The sequence below is a fragment of the Pseudomonas sp. SDO5532_S415 genome, from assembly GCF_054071155.1.
In genome coordinates this window covers 24906-43945 of sequence record NZ_JBSVWS010000003.1, presented here as the reverse complement: position 1 = coordinate 43945, position 19040 = coordinate 24906, and the positions used below count along the sequence as shown (strand labels likewise).

General features: G+C 59.5%; 13 protein-coding genes. 6 read left to right on the top strand and 7 right to left on the bottom strand.

Translation table 11 applies throughout. From position 1 onward, the window contains the following. Positions 1 to 122 precede the first annotated feature (122 nt). Complete coding sequence (locus tag ACW9HW_RS02400; RefSeq protein ID WP_457398051.1) at positions 123 to 1886, top strand: cation:proton antiporter; 1764 nt, start codon at positions 123 to 125, stop codon at positions 1884 to 1886. 21 nt (positions 1887 to 1907) lie between these two features. Here the strand turns inward: ACW9HW_RS02400 and ACW9HW_RS02395 are convergent, their stop codons facing one another. The 4 genes from ACW9HW_RS02395 to uvrD form a co-directional block, all read right to left on the bottom strand. Then, positions 1908 to 2315, bottom strand: coding sequence for an SMI1/KNR4 family protein (locus tag ACW9HW_RS02395; RefSeq protein WP_095194577.1), 408 nt, complete (start codon positions 2313 to 2315; stop codon positions 1908 to 1910). Positions 2316 to 2452: 137 nt separating this feature from the next. After that, on the bottom strand, positions 2453 to 3331 hold the full coding sequence (locus ACW9HW_RS02390; RefSeq protein ID WP_095194578.1) for a Tim44 domain-containing protein: 879 nt from the start codon (positions 3329 to 3331) through the stop codon (positions 2453 to 2455). A gap of 179 nt (positions 3332 to 3510) precedes the next feature. Further along, positions 3511 to 3951: an EamA family transporter gene (locus ACW9HW_RS02385; RefSeq protein WP_095194579.1), complete on the bottom strand. Its 441-nt coding sequence runs from the start codon at positions 3949 to 3951 to the stop codon at positions 3511 to 3513. A gap of 137 nt (positions 3952 to 4088) precedes the next feature. Next, positions 4089 to 6272 carry a DNA helicase II gene (gene uvrD / locus ACW9HW_RS02380; RefSeq protein ID WP_095194580.1) on the bottom strand — a complete coding sequence of 728 codons (2184 nt, stop codon included), beginning with the start codon at positions 6270 to 6272 and terminating at the stop codon, positions 4089 to 4091. A 258-nt stretch (positions 6273 to 6530) separates the two neighbouring features. Here uvrD and ACW9HW_RS02375 point away from each other — a divergent pair, with 258 nt between their 5' ends. Continuing rightward, entirely contained in the window at positions 6531 to 9392 is a 2862-nt protein-coding gene (locus tag ACW9HW_RS02375) for an EAL domain-containing protein (protein WP_457398047.1), read from the top strand. 61 nt (positions 9393 to 9453) lie between these two features. Here the strand turns inward: ACW9HW_RS02375 and ACW9HW_RS02370 are convergent, their stop codons facing one another. Further along, positions 9454 to 9768, bottom strand: coding sequence for a hypothetical protein (locus ACW9HW_RS02370; protein WP_457398044.1), 315 nt, complete (start codon positions 9766 to 9768; stop codon positions 9454 to 9456). A 351-nt stretch (positions 9769 to 10119) separates the two neighbouring features. Between ACW9HW_RS02370 and hexR the strand changes: the two genes are divergently transcribed. After that, a complete protein-coding gene (hexR, locus tag ACW9HW_RS02365; protein WP_007927594.1) occupies positions 10120 to 10986 on the top strand; it encodes a transcriptional regulator HexR in 867 nt (288 codons plus the stop codon). 251 nt (positions 10987 to 11237) lie between these two features. After that, positions 11238 to 11450: a PA3496 family putative envelope integrity protein gene (locus tag ACW9HW_RS02360; protein ID WP_095194583.1), complete on the top strand. Its 213-nt coding sequence runs from the start codon at positions 11238 to 11240 to the stop codon at positions 11448 to 11450. Here the strand turns inward: ACW9HW_RS02360 and ACW9HW_RS02355 are convergent. Beyond that, the gene (locus tag ACW9HW_RS02355; RefSeq protein ID WP_095194584.1) at positions 11392 to 12354 is read right to left on the bottom strand and encodes a LysR family transcriptional regulator; all 963 of its coding nucleotides are present in this window, start codon (positions 12352 to 12354) and stop codon (positions 11392 to 11394) included. The two genes, ACW9HW_RS02360 and ACW9HW_RS02355, sit on opposite strands and share 59 nt — an antisense overlap. Before the next feature lie 189 nt (positions 12355 to 12543). Between ACW9HW_RS02355 and ACW9HW_RS02350 the strand changes: the two genes are divergently transcribed. Together ACW9HW_RS02350 and oadA are read left to right on the top strand one after the other, a co-directional pair. Beyond that, positions 12544 to 13959 carry an acetyl-CoA carboxylase biotin carboxylase subunit gene (locus tag ACW9HW_RS02350; protein WP_137806586.1) on the top strand — a complete coding sequence of 472 codons (1416 nt, stop codon included), beginning with the start codon at positions 12544 to 12546 and terminating at the stop codon, positions 13957 to 13959. A gap of 11 nt (positions 13960 to 13970) precedes the next feature. Beyond that, positions 13971 to 15779 carry a sodium-extruding oxaloacetate decarboxylase subunit alpha gene (oadA, locus tag ACW9HW_RS02345; RefSeq protein WP_095194586.1) on the top strand — a complete coding sequence of 603 codons (1809 nt, stop codon included), beginning with the start codon at positions 13971 to 13973 and terminating at the stop codon, positions 15777 to 15779. Between the two features lie 193 nt (positions 15780 to 15972). Here oadA and ACW9HW_RS02340 read toward each other — a convergent pair whose 3' ends face one another. Further along, on the bottom strand, positions 15973 to 18936 hold the full coding sequence (locus ACW9HW_RS02340) for an autotransporter outer membrane beta-barrel domain-containing protein (protein WP_457398038.1): 2964 nt from the start codon (positions 18934 to 18936) through the stop codon (positions 15973 to 15975). Positions 18937 to 19040: the final 104 nt, after the last annotated feature.

Here is a 19040-nt window from a genome sequence, read left to right as displayed (position 1 = left end):
TTACCCTGCAAAAGCCCACCCCAAAAGGCAAATTCCTACACCAAAAACGAATTTTTACTCTGCTCAATCGGACATTTCCCGCGTCTGCGATTGAACGTTGTCCAACCAAGGAGCCCCACACCATGCATGCCATCAGTTTTATTCAGGATCTGGCAGTGATCATGTTGGTCGCAGGTGTGGTGACCGTACTGTTCCACCGCTTCAAACAGCCGGTGGTGCTTGGCTATATCGTTGCCGGCTTCATCATTGGTCCGCACACGCCGCCGTTCAGCCTGATCCACGACGAAGGCACCATCAAGACCCTGGCTGAACTCGGGGTGATTTTCCTGATGTTTTGCCTGGGTCTGGAATTCAGCCTGCGCAAGCTGTTCAAGGTCGGCGCCACGGCGTTTATCGCGGCGTTCATGGAAATCGTGCTGATGATCTGGATCGGCTACGAGATCGGTCGCTGGTTCGACTGGAACACCATGGATTCGCTGTTCCTCGGCGCGATTCTGGCCATTTCCTCGACCACCATCATCGTCAAGGCGCTCAACGATCTGAAGATGAAAAACGAGCGCTTTGCGCAGCTGATTTTCGGTGTGCTGATCGTTGAGGACATTCTGGGCATCGGCATCATCGCCTTGCTGTCGAGCATCGCGGTCAGCGGAACGGTTAGCTCGGGCGAGGTATTTTCCACCGTTGGAAAACTCTCGCTGTTCATGATCGTCGCGCTGGTGATCGGCATCTTGCTGGTTCCACGGCTACTGGCCTACGTGGCCAAATTCGACAGCAACGAAATGCTGCTGATCACCGTGCTGGGCCTGTGTTTCGGCTTCTGCCTGCTGGTGGTCAAACTCGAATACAGCATGGTGCTCGGCGCATTCCTGATTGGCGCGATCATGGCCGAATCCCGGCAGTTGCTGAAAATCGAGCGCCTGATCGAACCGGTTCGAGACTTGTTCAGCGCGATTTTCTTCGTGGCGATCGGGTTGATGCTAGACCCGATGATTTTGCTGCAGTACGCCTGGCCAATCGCAGTGATCACGTTGGCGGTTGTGCTCGGCAAGATGTTGTCCTGCGGTCTGGGCGCCTTTATCGCCGGCAATGACGGACGCACCTCACTGCGTGTGGGGATGGGACTTTCGCAGATTGGCGAATTTTCCTTCATCATCGCCTCGCTGGGCATGACCCTGCAGGTCACCAGTAACTTCCTTTATCCGGTGGCCGTGGCAGTTTCGGTGCTCACCACGTTGATGACGCCCTATTTGATCCGCGCGGCCGACCCATTGTCGATCAAGCTGGCCGCGGTGATGCCGCAACGGTTGGCTCGGGTTTTGGGGATGTATGGCGAATGGTTGCGCAGCATTCAGCCGCAGGGAGAGGGGGCGTTGCTGGCCTCGATGATTCGGCGGATCTTGCTGCAGGTGGGGGTCAATCTGGCGCTGGTGATTGCGATCTTCTTCGCGGGCGCTTACTTCGCTGAGCGAATGTCTACTTACCTGCAAGACTGGATCAGTGACCCAAGCTGGCAGAAAGCGTTGATCTGGGGTGGGGCGCTGCTGCTTTCGCTGCCCTTCCTGATTGCCGCGTATCGCAAGCTCAAGGCGCTGTCGATGTTGCTGGCGGAAATGGGGGTGAAGCCGGAAATGGCCGGACGTCACACGCAGCGAGTGCGCCGGGTGATCGCCGAAGTGATCCCGATCCTCTCGCTGTTGGTGATTTTCCTGCTGTTGGCAGCCTTGTCGGCCAGTATTCTGCCGACCAACAAGTTGCTGGTGCTGATCGCCGTGGTAGCGGCTGCCGTGGCTGCGCTGCTGTGGCGCTGGTTTATCCGCGTTCACACGCGCATGCAAGTGGCCTTGCTGGATACCCTGGACAACCACAAGGATTCGCCAGGGCACTGACCTGATGGGGCGTCAGCTGACTCAGCTTTCCAGCCAGACGTCCCGCGCCCAGTGCCACACCGACTCCCAGGTTTCTTCGGCGATCAGCTCTTCGTCGCCTTGCCACAGCACCACGGTGCCGTCTTCTTCGACACAGTAGTAGTTGTCGCCGTCCTGGCAGATCGGAATCAGGCTGCGATCGACGCCAGCATCCCAGGCGTTGGCAGCGACGTCCGGCAGGTAAGTGTGGGATTGCGGGTCGGTGACGGTGACCGGCTCCAGGCTGCCGTAGACCACGTCGCTGACGGTCAGCAAAAACTCTCTGAAGACAAATGGAATGTCGATGAACAGTTGTTCTTCGATTTCGACCAGCAGATCTTCGTCGGGCAACTCCAAGGGGACCGGTACCGGTTCGTTGGCTTCACGCAGTTGTTCGATGATTTCTTCCACGTCCGGGATCCTCTTGCTTGAATGGCGCGGTTTATATGGGGCGGTTTATACAGTAGCTCGCTATAGATGCAATCGCGAAATAGAAAAACCCCGGCAAGCCGGGGTTTTTATTACAGCGTATCAAGCGCGGAGGGGGATCAGCCGTTCTGGCGGATACCTGCCACCAGCCAAGGCTGGTTTTCGCCCTGGGCGCGTTCCATGTTCCAGCTTTCGCTGAACACTTCGCCCTGGTCGAAACGCGAGGTTTTCGACACACCGCTGAAGGTCAGGGTGGCGATGGTCTTGTCGGCGCGATCATCCACACCGTCCAGTTGCACATTGAGGTTATCAATGTAGGTGGATTGGAAACCGTCGCCCAGGTCGGCACGTTCGCGCTTGAGGAACTCCAGCATCTGCGGGGTCACGAACTCGGCGATCTTGTCCATTTCGTTGGCGTCCCAGTGCTGTTGCAGGGACTGGAAGTGGTTGCGGGCCGCTTCAATGAAATTCCTTTCATTGAACCAGGCCGGTGCATTGATGACCGGACGTGCGGCAACCGGTGCAGCCGAGCCGCCGAAGATCGAACCGCCAGCAGGCTTCTGTTCGAACGCTTCACGCTGCATCGGCGCGTGACCAGCCGGAGCGAACTGCTCCTGCTGCTTGCGGCGACGGGCGGCGATGAAACGGAAGACCAGGAACGCGATGACCGCCATGATCAGGATGTCGAGGATCTGCATGCCCTGGAAGCCGTCGCCCATGAACATGGACGCCAACAGGCCACCGGCGGCGATGCCGGCCAGAGGACCGAGCCAGCGCGAAGCACCGCCGGCCTTGGCAGCAGCGCCAGCGGCACCGGCAGCACCAGCGGTCGCTGCGGCGCCGCCCATGCCAGGAGAAGAAGGAGCCATTTGGCTGGTCTGGTGAGTCGGCGCAGCGCCTGCGCTTTTGCCACCACCGAAGCGCTTGGCGGCATTGACGTCGAGACTCATCGTCAGGCCGATGCACAACGCCATGGCGATGCTAAGAAAACGTTTCATAAAGGGAATTCCCATTTGTGGAAGGCACGCGCGCCATGTTGCACAGCTGAAGTGTTACTGGCTAGCGGCAGAGTGTTTCGGGCTTTTGCCTGACAGGTTCGGTTCAGCTTCAGTCAGCGCAATAAGGCTTGTTAACTTTGGTCTGTAGGATGAGTGGATAAGTTCTGTAGGACAGATGCCTAGCGTCGTAGCGCCAACATCACTACCCCTGCCGTGATCAGTCCGATTCCGCCCCATTGGCGCAGGTCGAGTTTTTCACCTAGCAGGATCACGCCGAGCACGGCCACCAGAACCACACTGAGTTTGTCCACTGGAGCGACCAGGGACGCGGGACCGACCTTCAATGCGCGGAAGTAGCAAATCCACGATGCACCGGTAGCCAGGCCTGACAACAGCAGGAACAGGTAGCTTTTGGACGATATCGATCCTAATGCCTGATATTGGCCCGTGGCGTACAAAATCAAGGCCAGACTGACCAGGACCACGACCGTTCGCAGCAGTGTGGCGAAGTCAGCGTTGACGTTTTCGACACCGATCTTCGCGAAAATGGCGGTCAACGCCGCAAAGACAGCCGATAACAAGGCCCAGAATGTCCAGGAAGAAAAGAAGCCTGAGCCCATGACTTTTTCCTTTAGTCAGACCAACCTGTGGGAGCGAGCCTGCTCGCGAAAGCTGCGCCCCCCGGTTTTCCAGATAGACCGAAGTGCTTTCATTCGCGAGCAGGCTCGCTCCCACAGAAAGCCACCCCGGAAAGCTGTCAGATCGCCTCCAGCTTGGCATACCCCAGCATCAGCCACTTGCTGCCTTCACTGAAGTTCACCTGAACCCGCGCCTGTGCGCCGGCGCCTTCGAAGTTCAGGATCACGCCGTCGCCGAACACCGAATGCCGTACTGCCTGGCCGAGACTGAACCCGGTCTGCGGGATTTCGCTGCCGCCGAACAGGCTGCTGGTACTCTGCTGCTGGCCACCGCCGAACGGACGGCTGACGCTGTTGGAAAGCCGTACTTCCTGGATCAGGCCTTTCGGCACTTCGCGTACGAAACGCGAGACCTTGTTGTAGGTTTCGCTGCCATACAGGCGTCGGGTTTCAGCATAGGTCATCACCAGGTTATGCATGGCGCGGGTGACACCGACATAAGCCAGACGACGTTCTTCCTCAAGGCGACCGGGCTCTTCCAGGCTCATTTTGTGCGGGAAAAGACCCTCTTCCATGCCCACGAGGAACACATAGGGGAATTCCAGGCCCTTGGCGCTGTGCAGGGTCATCAGCTGAATGCTGTCTTCGTGCTCGTCGGCCTGGGTGTCCCCGGCCTCCAGCGAAGCGTGACCGAGGAACGCGGCCAGTGGCGTCAGATCCTCGTCTTCTTCACTGTTTTCGAAGTTGCGCGCGGCGCTGACCAGTTCCTCAAGGTTTTCTACCCGAGCCTGGCCTTTCTCGCCTTTTTCCGCTTCGTGGTAGGCGATAAGCCCCGACTGCTCGATGACGGTCTGGGTCATCAAGTGCAGCGGCATGTCCATGCACTTGGCTGCGAGGTTTTCGATCAGCTCGATAAACGCGCCCAGTGCGCTGGCGGCGCGACCGGTAAGGCCCTTGTTGGCCACCAGTTGGCGCATCGCTTCCCACATCGACACATCGCTGTGTCGCGCATGGTCGCGAATCGCTTCGACGGTTTTTTCGCCGATGCCACGGGCCGGCACGTTGATCACCCGCTCCAGCGCGGCATCGTTGCCTCGGCCTTCGAGCAAGCGCAGATAAGCCATGGCGTTCTTGATTTCAGCCCGTTCGAAGAAGCGCTGACCGCCATAGATACGATATGGAATACGCTCACGCAATAAAGCTTCTTCCAAAACGCGTGATTGGGCGTTGGAGCGGTACAAAATCGCAATATCACTACGCGCCAGGCCGGTTTTCAGCGCGCTTTCGATGGTTTCGACAACGTAGCGGGCTTCGTCATGCTCGTTGAACGCGGCGTACAGGTTGATCGCTTCGCCTTCGCCGCCATCCGTCCACAGTTCCTTGCCCAGACGACCGGTGTTGTTGGCGATCAGGGCGTTGGCGGCTTTCAGGATGCCGGCGGTGGAGCGATAGTTCTGCTCCAGTCGAATGGTCACGGCGTCGGGAAAGTCTTCGGAATACTGGTAGATGTTCTCGATTTTTGCCCCGCGCCAGCCGTAAATCGACTGATCGTCGTCGCCGACCACCATCAGGCTGTCGCCACCCTTGGCCAGCAGGCGCAACCAGGCGTACTGCACGGCGTTGGTGTCCTGGAACTCGTCCACCAGAATGTGCCGGAAACGCTTCTGATAATGCGCCAGCAGCCCCGGGTGGTCGCGCCACAGGTCGAGGGCACGCAGCAGCAGTTCGGAGAAGTCGATGACGCCGGCGCGCAGGCACGCGGCCTCATAGGCCTCGTAGATGCTGCGCATGGTCGCCAGGAACAAGTCGCCGCTGGCTTGAATGTGTTGCGGGCGCAGACCTTCGTCTTTCTGCCCGTTGATGAACCATTGGGCCTGGCGGGCCGGCCAGCGTTGCTCATCCAGACCGAGCTCGCGGATCACCCGCTTGACCAGCCGTTGCTGGTCGTCGCTGTCGAGAATCTGGAAGGTCTGGCTCAGCCCGGCTTCCTGCCAGTGCGCACGCAGCAAGCGGTGCGCCAGGCCGTGGAAGGTACCGACCCACATGCCGGCCGGGTTGATGCCCATCAGCTGCTCGATGCGTTGGCGCATCTCGGCAGCAGCCTTGTTGGTGAATGTCACCGACAGGATGGAGTGGGGCGACGCGTTTTCGACCTGGATCAACCAGGCGATACGGTGCACCAGCACTCGGGTTTTACCGGAACCAGCACCGGCCAGGACCAACTGACGACCCACGGGGGCCGCTACGGCCTGGCGTTGGGCATCGTTGAGGGAGTTCAGCAGAAGGGAGAGATCATCGCGCATCGGGGCATTCTAGGGGGCGGCGACACACCGGGCAAACCCCGCTTTGCTTTAGCCGATAAAAGATGCGCGCGGGACGACCGGTCAGTCATCGCCTGCAAGCGTTGGCCGCTCTACGCTGGCGGCTCCGTGGTCGAGTCGGGCGGTCGGTGCTTTTGTCTGTTTTTTGATCTGTAGCAGTTTGGTACGGGCACTGCCTTGTGTATGCTCCGTCGATGTTTCGGGCTCATGCTCATCATTATAAGAACAAGAACATTGCCTATGACCCTCAGCTCCGATCTGTCGGGCCCCTCTGTGGAGCCCCGGGTTATCCGAAAGCAATACGCCATGGAAATGGCGGTTGAACGCACGCGTCTGCTGTATCAGGGCTCTTTGCTGCCCACTTTGTTCATGTTGACTAATGGTCTGGTCTGCGCCGGTTTGCTCTGGAGCCCGCAGCGCTACTTCCTGGTCTCGGTCTGGCTGGTGTGGTTGCTGTCGTTGGTGGCGTTGCGGGTGATTCAGGTGGCCGCCTTCGATTCGGCGATTCCCAACCGCCAGGCCCATCCAATCTGGCGACGCATGTTTTTACTGGGTTCGGGGCTCACCGGCCTGACGCTGGCCGGCGCGGGTATCGCCCTGGTTCCCGCCGACAATTTCATCCAGCAAGCCTGGGTTTTCGGTCTGATCGGCGCGGCCGCCCTTTCAGCCAGTGTTGCCTACGCCGTCAGCCTGCCGGCGTTTCTGTCGTTCACCTTGCCCTGTTTATTGCCGGCCATCGCCTACATGTTTTGGGGGCAGGAGCAGGGGTGGGGCTGGTTTGGACTGATTTTGCTCGGTGCATTGAGCGTGGTTGCCTGGCAGGTCAATCGGCTGATCGATAACGGCCTGTTGCGACGGTTCCAGAATCAGGCGCTGATCGAACATCTGCAGCAGGCGCAAAACTGCAGCGATCAACTCAATAAAGAGCTGGCCAGGGAAATCGATCAACGCCGGCGTGCCGAAGACGAATTGCGTGAAATCCAGGTCGATCTGGAAACTCGCGTGGCCCAGCGCAGCCTGGAACTGGACGCCGCCAACCAGGCATTGAGCAAGAGTGAAGCGCGTCTGGCGTTGGCATTGAAGGCCAGTGAGCTGGGACTGTGGGACTGGAACCTGCAAACCGACGAAGTCCATCACACGCACATTCAGGAATTGTTCGGCCTGGAGCCGGAATACGTGACGGCGATGTTGCGCCACCTCAAGCCCCGTCTGCATCCCGAGGATCTTCCGGCACTGAAAAAGGCGTTGGTCGAGCATTTGAAGGGTCGCACCGAGGATTATCAGATCGAATACCGCGTGCGCCACGGCGACGGTCACTGGGTCTGGATCGAGGATCGCGGGCGGGCGGTCGAGCGGGCCGAAAACGGCCGGGTGATCCGCATGGTGGGCACTCGCCGTGACATCAGCGTCAGCAAGGCACTTGAAGAGCAGCAACAATTGGCGGCGACGGTGTTCGAGGCAGCCAGCGAAGGCATCATGATCTTCGACCCCAGCTACGCCCTGATCGCGGTCAATCAGGCCTTCAGTCGTGTAACCGGTTATGAGATCGAGGACATGCTCGGGCGCAATGTCGTCGAGTTGCCATGCAGCCGCGACGCTCGCCGTCATTACGCAGCGATTCATCAGGCGCTGGAGCAGCACGGCAGCTGGCAGGGCGAACTGGTGGAAACCCGCAAGAATGGCGAGATGTATCCGCAATGGTTGCAGTTGAATACTGTGCGCGATACTCGGGGAAAGGTTAGCCATATCGTCGGCTTCTTCGCAGATCTCTCCGCTCGCCGAGAATCCGAAGAGCGGATGCGCTACCTGACCCATTACGATGAACTCACCGGCCTGGCCAACCGTTCGATGTTTCGCGAACGGCTCAGCGAGGCGCATCAGCGTGTGCGTCAGGGCGGCTATCGCAGCCTGGCGCTGCTACACATCAACCTGGACCGCTTCAAACAACTCAACGACAGTCTGGGTCATGAAGTCGCCGACCAGTTGTTGCAGAAAATGGCCCGGCGACTGGTCAATGCGCTGCCCGAGGCGGACACCATCGCGCGTTTGTCCGGCGATGAGTTCGCGGTGCTGTTCAACGCCTATGGCAACCTGTCGAGCCTGGCGCGGGTGGCCACACGTTTGGCGAACAAGTTGCGTTTGCCGGTGACGGTCGAAGGGCATGAACTGGTGGTCAGCGCGTCGATGGGCATCAGTCTGTTGCCGGACAATGCCCGGGAAATTTCCGCGTTGGTCAGCCAATCGAACATGGCCATGCAACATGCCAAGCATTTGGGTGGCAACAACTTCCAGTTCTACACCGACAGCTTGCAAGCCAGCACGCTGGAGCGCTTGCAGCTGGAAAACCAGCTGCGTAAAGCGGTTGAAGAGAAGCAGTTGAAGGTTTTTTACCAGCCGAAACTGTGCCTCGCCACGGGCAAACTGAATGCCGCCGAGGCGTTGGTGCGTTGGGATCACCCGACCATGGGGCGCGTGCCGCCGGGAGACTTCATCGGCTTGGCCGAAGAAACCGGCTTGATTGGTCCGATCGGCGAGTTCGTGCTGCGCCAGGCTTGCTGGCAAGCCTGCGAGTGGCAGCGGCTGGGGCTTGAGCCGATTCGGGTTTCCGTCAATTTGTCGGTGCATCAACTGCGGCAGGGCAAGCTGGTCAGTCTCGTGCGGCAGGTGTTGGAAGAAACCGGCCTGGCACCGCACTACCTGGAGCTGGAACTCACTGAAAGTCAGTTGCTGGACAGCGTCGAGCACATCATCGCGACCTTCCAGCAGCTGCGTGATCTGGGCGTAAAGCTGGCGATCGACGATTTTGGCACTGGCTATTCATCCCTGAGCTACCTCAAGCGGATTCCAGTGGATTACGTGAAGATCGATCAAGCGTTCATTCGGGGCCTGGGGGAGGGCACAGAGGATGCAGCGATCACCCGAGCGATCATTGCCATGGCCCATGGCTTGTCGTTGAAAGTCGTGGCTGAAGGCGTGGAGCGGCGCGAGCAGCTTGAATTTCTCAATGGCGAGCACTGCGATGAGGTTCAAGGCTATCTCATCAGTCGGCCGATAGAGGCGGATGGGCTGGCAGGCTTGTTGCGCGAACAAAGCATGGAGTGAAGGGAATGTCCCGCCGCCCCTGTTCGAGGGGCGACGGGAAGCCCTGAAGCTACTCTTTTTCTTAGTTGGTTATCTGAACTTTATCGATACGGTGCAGCAACTCGCCTTTATAGAAAATGCTAACGCTTGGGACATTGGAGTCACCCATTACTTTGTATTCGACAAACTTGTCGGTTTCAACTTGCAAGGATGGCTCATCGGATGTTTCCAGTTTCAGTTCCAACCGCACATTGAATGACTTGTCCTGCAGCTTCATGTATTCCAGTTTGGGTGTGACACCGCTGTGGGGTACGGTTACGGTGGCATAGACACGGAACGACGGGTTGCCCGGCATCCGGTCGATTTGTGCGGTCCAGTTTTTGGTTTTAATACTCATGTTTAATAATCCCTTTAATTAAATAAGGTGGCTTCCTGCCGGATTAATATATCTATCTGAAATGGAGAATTGGAGAGGTTTGAGGTTCTGGTTTGTAAGGCTGTATGTTTTTGTGAATGTCAATGTAATAACTACGGGTAGTACTTTGATCGGCGAATATTTATTCGTTGTCATGGCCAGTTCGCGCAACGATGACGTGCTTGAGCATCGAAACGGAGTGCTACATGAGGTGCGAGTACCTGAAATCGAGGGATCTGGTTACGCATTGAGCAGGCAAAATGCCGATTCATGTAGTATAACTACAAGCGTGCTACATCCCCGGCACCTGCCAATAACAAAGAGTCCAGCCCTTTGAATCTGCTGCAACACATCGCCCAGTCTCGCCACCTGTTACGCAAGTCGGAGCTCAAGGTCGCCGATCACGTGCTGCTTGACCCCGCGGCCGTGATGCACAGTTCCATGGCCGACCTGGCCCATAGCGTCGGCATCAGCGAACCGACCATCGTGCGTTTTTGCCGTGCCATCGGTTGCTCCGGGTTTCAGGACCTGAAGTTGAAACTGGCCCAAAGCCTGGCGGCAGGTGCGAGTTTCGGGCAGTTCGCGATCCATGAAGATGACTCGGTCGCCGACTACAGCCTGAAAATCTTCGACACCACCCTGCATACCCTGATGGAGGTTCGCGAGAAGCTCGATCCGGTGGAGTTGCAGCGAGCGGTGACGCTGATGTCCCAGGCCCAGCGCGTGGAGTTCTATGGCTTTGGCGCCTCGGGTGCGGTAGCGGCAGATGCGCAGCACAAGTTTTTCCGTTTGCTGCTGACAGCGGCAGCGTATTCCGACCCGCACATGCAGGCGATGTCGGCGGTGACCCTGAAACCGACCGATGTGGCGATCTGCATTTCCCAGTCCGGGCGTTCCAAGGACCTGCTGATCACCGCCAACCTTGTGCGCGAAAGCGGTGCTTCGTTGATCACCCTGTGCCCAAGCCAGACGCCGTTGGCTGAGCTGTCGACCGTCAACCTGGCAATCGACGTGCATGAGGACACCGAAATCTACACGCCGCTGACCTCGCGGATCGCTCACCTGGTGGTGATCGACGTCCTGGCAATGGGCGTGGCCATGGCGCGCGGGCCGAGCCTGGTCAACCACCTCAAGAGCGTCAAGCGCAGCCTGCGCAGTTTGCGATTGTCGCCAAAGTCGGTGAAAGCGCTGGACGACTGATTCAGGTCGGGCGCCGACCTTGTGGCGAGGGAGCTTGCTCCCGCTGGGCCGCGAAGCGGCCCTAAAATCATTCTCCGCAGTTTCTGTTGGATGGTATTCAACGATCTGCGGCTGCTGTGCAACAGAACGGGAGCAAGCTCCCTCGCCACAGGAGCGGCGGTAACTTTCATCAGGCTGTAACGCCCAAGCCGCCAAACCGTCATCCCCCGCGCCTATCTTGAAGCTCCCGTACTCGCCTTGGGAGACTCGAAATGGCCCAGCCCTACGAAGAACGCAACAGCGCCGTCAAAACCCGTCGTCAGCAGGAAGATCAGCGCCGCATGGAATTTCGCCGCGCCATCGAAGATCGCTGCGAACGCCGTCAGCTTCTTGCCGAGATCGGCGATTTTCCGGAAGAGTTCGAACTCAATTACTGGCAGGCGGCCTCGACAGCTTCCCGTCGAAACGCTCAACCAGGCCGCTGATCTGCACCCGCTCACTTCGCACAAACGCAAGGAATGCGTGAGCCACCGGTGACAGCCGTTTGGCCTTGGCCTGCACCAGGCACCAGCTGCGGTACAGCGGCAATTCTTCGACCGGCAACTCAATCAACCCGCCGGTCGCCAGTTCCAGGTTCAGGGCGTGGCGCGTCAACAGCGCCACGCCCAGGCCTGCCAACACACATTCACGCTGGGCTTCGGCTGACGAGACTTCCTGGGTCTGGTTGAAGTGCACGCGCTTCTCCTTAAAATACTCTTCGCAGGCAAGGCGTGTGCCGGAGCCGGGTTCGCGCAGCAACAGGGTGTAAGGTTCAAGATCCTGCAGGCGCAACGGCCCCATGTGGCACAGCGGATGATCGGGCGGCGCGACAGCGACGATCGGGTTGTTGAGGAACGGCAGGAACTCCAGCCCCATGTCTTGCGGCACCATGGACATGATCACCAGGTCATCGCGGTTATCGGAGAGGCGTCGAATCACTTGGCCGCGGTTGACCACCGTCAGTTGCAGGTTCACTTCCGGATGCTGACGCTTGAACGCGGCAAACAGGTGGGGGACGAAGTACTTGGCGCTGGATTCAACCGCCAGTTTCAGCTGCCCCTGCAATGAGCCCTGCATGTCGGAGAGCTGCATGTCGAGGTTTTCCAGGCGCCCGAAAATGTCCCGGCTGGCGCGTTGCAGTGCTTCAGCCGCTTCCGTCATGTAGAGTTTTTTGCCGACGTAATCGAACAAAGGTTGACCAATCAGCTCCTCGAGTTGACGAATCTGCAGGCTGACGGCCGGTTGTGTGAGCGACATTTCGTCGGCTGCGCGGCTATAGGACCTTAGATCACAGACTTCGTTGAAGATCTGCAATTGACGCAACGTCATACGCATCAAGGACTTACGCATTTTTTTATTTTCTCGCCGCAGGCTGATGAGCTAACTATAAGTCTTTACTTATGCGTGACCCAATTATTATTCATTTTTGTTAATCCCTTGTGAGCGCTAGTGTGGTCCTGCGATCAAATTGAAACATTTGGTCACGCGTCGACCTGGTCTAGCAGGTCGTGGGTACCACCGGCTCAAGGGAATTTCCAAGTGATAACAAAGATCCTGATCGCCAACCGTGGTGAGATTGCCGTACGAATCGTGCGTGCCTGCGCCGAAATGGGCATCCGCTCGGTCGCGATCTATTCCGACGCCGACCGCCATGCCCTGCATGTGAAGCGTGCGGACGAGGCCCACAGTATTGGTGCCGAGCCCCTGGCGGGTTACCTGAACCCGCGCAAGCTGGTGAACCTGGCCGTGGAGACCGGTTGCGATGCGTTGCATCCTGGCTACGGTTTCCTTTCGGAAAACGCCGAATTGGCGGACATCTGCGCCGAGCGCGGTATCAAGTTCATTGGTCCATCGGCTGAAGTCATTCGCCGTATGGGCGACAAGACCGAAGCCCGCCGCAGCATGATCAAGGCTGGCGTGCCGGTCACTCCGGGCACCGAAGGCAACGTCTCGGGGATCGAAGAAGCCCTGAGCGAAGGCGATCGCATCGGTTATCCGGTGATGCTCAAGGCCACGTCCGGTGGTGGTGGCCGCGGTATCCGTCGCTGCAACAGCCGCGAAGAACTCGAGCAGGCTTTCCCGCGGGTCATCTCCGAAGCCACCAAGGCCTTCGGTTCTGCGGAAGTGTTCCTGGAAAAATGCATCGTCAATCCGAAACATATCGAAGCGCAGATCCTCGGCGACAGCTTTGGCAACGTGGTGCATCTGTTCGAGCGTGACTGCTCGATCCAGCGCCGCAACCAGAAGCTGATCGAGATTGCCCCGAGCCCGCAGCTGACCCCTGAGCAGCGCGCCTACATCGGCGACCTGTCGGTACGTGCCGCCAAAGCCGTGGGTTATGAGAACGCCGGTACCGTGGAGTTCTTGCTCGCCGAGGGCGAGGTGTACTTCATGGAGATGAACACCCGGGTGCAGGTGGAACACACCATCACCGAAGAAATCACCGGCATCGACATTGTCCGCGAGCAGATCCGCATTGCTTCCGGCCTGCCGCTTTCGGTGAAACAGGAAGACATCCACCACCGTGGTTTCGCCCTGCAATTCCGGATCAACGCCGAAGACCCGAAAAACAACTTCCTGCCGAGCTTCGGCAAGATCACTCGTTACTACGCACCCGGCGGTCCCGGCGTACGTACCGATACGGCGATCTACACCGGTTACACCATTCCGCCGTTCTACGATTCCATGTGCCTGAAACTGGTGGTGTGGGCGCTGACCTGGGAAGAGGCTATGGACCGTGGTTTGCGCGCCCTCGACGACATGCGTCTGCAAGGGGTCAAGACCACCGCCGCCTACTATCAGGAAATCCTGCGCAATCCGGAATTCCGTAGCGGCCAGTTCAATACCAGCTTCGTTGAAAGCCACCCTGAACTGACCAACTACTCGATCAAGCGCAAACCCGAAGAGCTGGCCCTGGCCATCGCCGCCGCCATCGCCGCCCACGCAGGCCTGTGAGGAATAGAACAATGAGCAAGAAGATTCACGTAACCGACACCATCCTGCGCGACGCCCACCAATCGCTGCTCGCGACCCGCATGCGCACCGAAGACATGCTGCCGATCTGCGACAAGCTCGACAAAGTCGGCTACTGGTCGCTGGAATGCTGGGGCGGCGCCACGTTCGACGCCTGTGTGCGCTTCCTGAAGGAAGACCCGTGGGAGCGTCTGCGTCAGCTGCGCGCGGCATTGCCTAACACCCGTCTGCAAATGCTCTTGCGCGGCCAGAACCTGCTGGGTTACCGCCACTACAGCGATGATGTGGTCAAGGCTTTCGTGGCCAAGGCCGCGGTCAACGGCATCGACGTGTTCCGCATCTTCGACGCCATGAACGATGTGCGTAACCTGCGTGTGGCCATCGAAGCGGTGAAAGCAGCGGGCAAGCACGCCCAGGGCACCATCGCCTACACCACCAGCCCGGTGCACACCATTGATGCGTTCGTGGCACAAGCCAAGCAAATGGAAGCCATGGGGTGTGACTCGGTGGCGATCAAGGACATGGCCGGTTTGCTGACCCCATACGCCACCGGCGAACTGGTCAGGGCGTTGAAAGCCGAGCAGTCGCTGCCTGTGTTCATCCACTCCCATGACACGGCCGGCCTGGCCGCGATGTGCCAGCTCAAGGCCATCGAAAACGGTGCCGACCACATCGACACCGCGATCTCCAGCTTCGCCTCCGGCACCAGCCACCCGGGTACCGAGTCGATGGTCGCCGCCCTTAAAGGCAGTGAGTACGACACCGGTCTGAACCTGGAACTGCTGCAGGAAATCGGCCTGTATTTCTACGCCGTACGCAAGAAGTACCACCAGTTCGAAAGCGAATTCACCGCCGTCGATACCCGCGTACAGGTCAACCAGGTCCCGGGCGGCATGATCTCCAACCTGGCCAACCAGCTCAAAGAGCAGGGCGCCCTTAATCGCATGAGCGAAGTGTTGGCAGAGATCCCGCGTGTTCGCGAAGACCTCGGCTTCCCGCCGCTGGTGACCCCGACCTCGCAGATTGTCGGCACCCAGGCGTTCTTCAACGTGCTGGCCGGCGAGCGCTACAAAACCATCACCAACGAAGTGAAGCTGTATCTGCAAGGCGGCTACGGCAAGGCGCCAGGCGCCGTGAACGAGAAACTGCGTCGCCAGGCCATTGGCAGCGAAGAGGTGATCGACGTTCGCCCGGCCGACCTGCTCAAGCCGGAAATGGCCAAGCTGCGTGCCGATATCGGTGCCCTGGCCAAGTCTGAAGAAGACGTGCTGACCTTTGCCATGTTCCCGGACATCGGCCGCAAGTTCCTCGAAGAGCGTGCCGCCGGCACCCTGACACCGGAAGTGTTGTTGCCGATTCCTGAGGCCGGCGGTGTTGCCTCGGCCGGCGGTGAAGGCGTGCCGACCGAATTCGTCATCGACGTTCACGGTGAAACCTATCGCGTCGACATCACCGGTGTCGGCGTCAAGGCTGAAGGCAAGCGTCACTTCTACCTGTCCATCGATGGCATGCCGGAAGAAGTGGTGTTCGAACCGCTCAACGAATTCGTCAGCGGCGGCAGCAGCAAGCGCAAGCAAGCGACTGCGCCGGGCCACGTCAGCACCACCATGCCGGGCAACATCGTCGATGTGCTGGTCAAGGAAGGCGACACCGTCAAGGCAGGCCAGGCCGTGCTGATCACCGAAGCGATGAAGATGGAAACCGAAGTCCAGGCTGCCATCGCCGGTAAAGTCACCGCCATTCACGTGGCCAAGGGCGACCGGGTCAACCCTGGCGAAATCCTGATCGAGATCGAAGGTTGAATTAACAACCTCGGTACAACGCTTTAAACCTCGGGGGGGCATGTGCTCCCCTTTTTTTTGCACTGAAGAAACGCGGGTTAATTGTGGGAGCGAGCCTGCTCGCGAATGCGTAGTGTCAGCCTGCACAAATGTTGAATGTATTACCGCCTTCGCGAGCAGGCTCGCTCCCACAGGTATTGCATTGATTCAGCGATCAGAAACTCATTTGCCACTGCCCGATCAAACCGTGATTGCGGCTGTTGTTGCCGATTTCCCCGCTGTACCCGATACCCAGCGAATGACGAGCCGAGATGCCCACATCCAGCCCTGCCTCCAGCACCAGGCTGTCCCGATCCAGCGAAACGCCATCGACACTGAACGCCGTGCCACCCGTCACAAATGCCTGCCGGGTTGAATTGCTGACATCGCCGTAGGTGTGTTTCCAGCCCGCAGTCATACGCGGGGTCAGGCTCATGCCGTTATCCAGACTGCTCAGGTGTGCCAGGCGCAGGCCGAAGGTGGTGCTGAAGTTGTCCTGGGTTTGTCCATCGACGTGCAGAGAGGCGGCGCCGCCTTTTTCCTGATAACTGTCACGGTGGTAGCGCTGGTAGCCGAGGCTGGCAAACGGCTCGGCACTGAGCCGGCCGCTGCCCATGGCGTAGCCGAGTTCAGCGAAAGCCTGCTGGCTGTCGGCGTCGTAGTCGCCTTTGGGGCGGTCGCTGAAACCATTGAATGCGATGGTGCGTTTGCTCTCGCCCTGATGGCCGCTGTACGCCGCGCCGAGGCGCAGGGCCAATGGGCCGTTTTGATGTTGCGCATAAACACCGGCATGCCAGCTCTCAACTTTGCCGTCGGCGCCCGTGGCATCCAGATCGGTCTTCGAATAGCCGCCAAGCACACCCAGGCGCCACTGTGGATTCAGCGACCAATCCGCACCCAGCACGCTGCCTTTGGTGCGTTGTTCCAGACCGTTGTTGCCGTGTTCGCCGTCCAGCTTGCCGTAACCGCCGATGGCCTGCAGCCAGAGACGGCCGCGAGCATTCGGGTCGTTCAAATGGCGGGCTTCGAACGGTACGCCATTGGCGGCGAGGACCGGCGTGTCGCGTTGATCCAGACCGACCATCAGGCCCGGGCTGCCGCCCATTTGCTGCATCGCCGAAAGCATGCTGGCGCCGACCTGACTGCTGGCGCCGAGTGTCGCACTGGTCAGATTGGCATTGCTGGCGCCGCTCAGTTGTTCAATCGCCGCGCCGGCCGTAGCGTTGGTGGTGTTCAACAAAGCGTTATACAACGCGTTGTTCCTGCCCAGTGACGCCAGGCTGTTGGCGGCGTTGCTGCCGTTGCCGGTGACGGCGAATTCATTGAAGGTCACGTCGTTGCGGGTATAGGTCAGATCGACCTGGGTTGGCGTGTAGGCGAGCGTTGGTGTGAGGAATGCGTAGTCACTGGTGACCGTGCCGAACGTGCCGTTGATGCGTGCGGCTTGCAGCACGGTGTAGTGGCTTTGCCACGGATAGGTACCGCTGCCGGGATTGACCGCCAGGGTCGCGCCATTGAGGTTGGCTGTGCCGCCGACCTGCACCGGGGCGCTGCTGCCGTCAGCATTGACGCCATAGGCGAGGGTCGATGCGCGGCCCATGCTCAGGTCGTGCACGATGGTTGCCGTGCCGAGACCGGTGTCGGTTCGCAAGGTGCCATTGACGTCGAGATTGCCCACCGAACCACCCCCGGCATACACACCGCCGGCATCCACCGTCAGGCTGCCGGCAATGCTGCCGTGGTTGATCAGGGTTGCGCCGTTGCGCACGGCGCCGCCGTCGCTGAAGTCGCCGCTGCCGGTGAGTGTCCAGGCGCCTTGCTTGACCTCCAGCCATTCGAAATGGCGACTGCCGCCGAAGCTGCCGCCCGCCGCGTCGTCCATCACCACACGGTCGTAACCGCTGCCGCCATCCACTGCGCCGATGAAACGGCTGCCGTTGCGCAGGGTCAGACTGTCGTTGCCGCCGCCGAGGTCCAGCGCCAGGCCGTTACTACCGCTGATGGTGCCGCCGTTGGTCACGCTGTCGGCGAACTCGCCGACGAATTTCACACCGAAGCCATTGAGGCCCTGGATGGTCCCGAAGTTCTCCAGGGTGGTCGCCGCCAACCCTGAGCCGCCGCTGCCGTCATCCACCAGAATCGCGCTGTCGGCGCCGCTGATCAGCGCGCCGCTGGCGTTGAGAATATAGCCGCCGCCGAGTGCGATGCCTTCGCTGCCGTTGGCGAAGCCAGCCTTGTCCACACCACCGGCACCGACGCCCTGAATGGTGCCGTAGTTTTCGATATGGGCGATTTTGTCGATGTCTACGCCATCGCCGTCGCCATTTGGCTGCAACCCTGAATAGGCGCCGGTAATGATGCCGTGGTTGATCACCGTGCCATCGCCATCGGAGCCGAAACCGGAGCCGTTGCGCCCGGTGATGTGCCCAAAGTTGGTCAGGGTCGCACCCAGATCAGTGGTGATGCCGTGACGCCCACCGGAAATGTTGCCGTAGTTGGTCACTGTCACGCCAGTTGCCGAGTCGATATCGACACCGTCGAACTTCTCGTCGGCATTGTGTGAATCGCCGGTGGAGATCTCGCCGTAGTTGGTGATGGTCGCGTTGGCACCGGTCTTCATGCCGTCGCTGGCATCGCCGCGAATCAGTCCGCCCGCGCGGTTGATGATCGTGGTCGTGACCCCGGCACTGCGCAGTGCATCCAGGTCCAGGCCCTGGCCGGTGGTGGAGCGGATGATGCCGCTGTTATCGATCAACAGACTGCCGCTGACGAAGTTGCTGTCGATGCGCAGCGCATCGTTGAACCCCAGAATCTGCCCGCCCGCGCGGTTGTAAATGCTGTAGTTGCGCGCCTGGGTCAGGTCGCCACTGCTGTCAATCGCCCGGCCACCGGTAGAAACAATCTGCCCCGCGTTATCAATCACCACCCCGGCGCCGGCAGTACCGTCCTTGAGGCTGACGGCTTTGCCGGCATTGGTAATGCTGCCCGGCGCCGAAATCGTCAACGTGTCAGCGCCACCCAGGGTTTGCGCTGTGGTGGTGGCGGTATCGATCTGCACGGTTTTATACGGTGCCGCGAGGGTGCCGGTGCTGATCGACAGAGCGATGACGAGCGCCAGGCGCTGGGGCGAGAAGGGCATTTTGGACGTCCGTTTCGTTATAAGCGGGGCGTCCTGTATAGCGGATGGTTTTTACAGATTGATGTCGGGCTGTGTTGAAAAGCGCTTCGCGGGCAAGTCGGAAC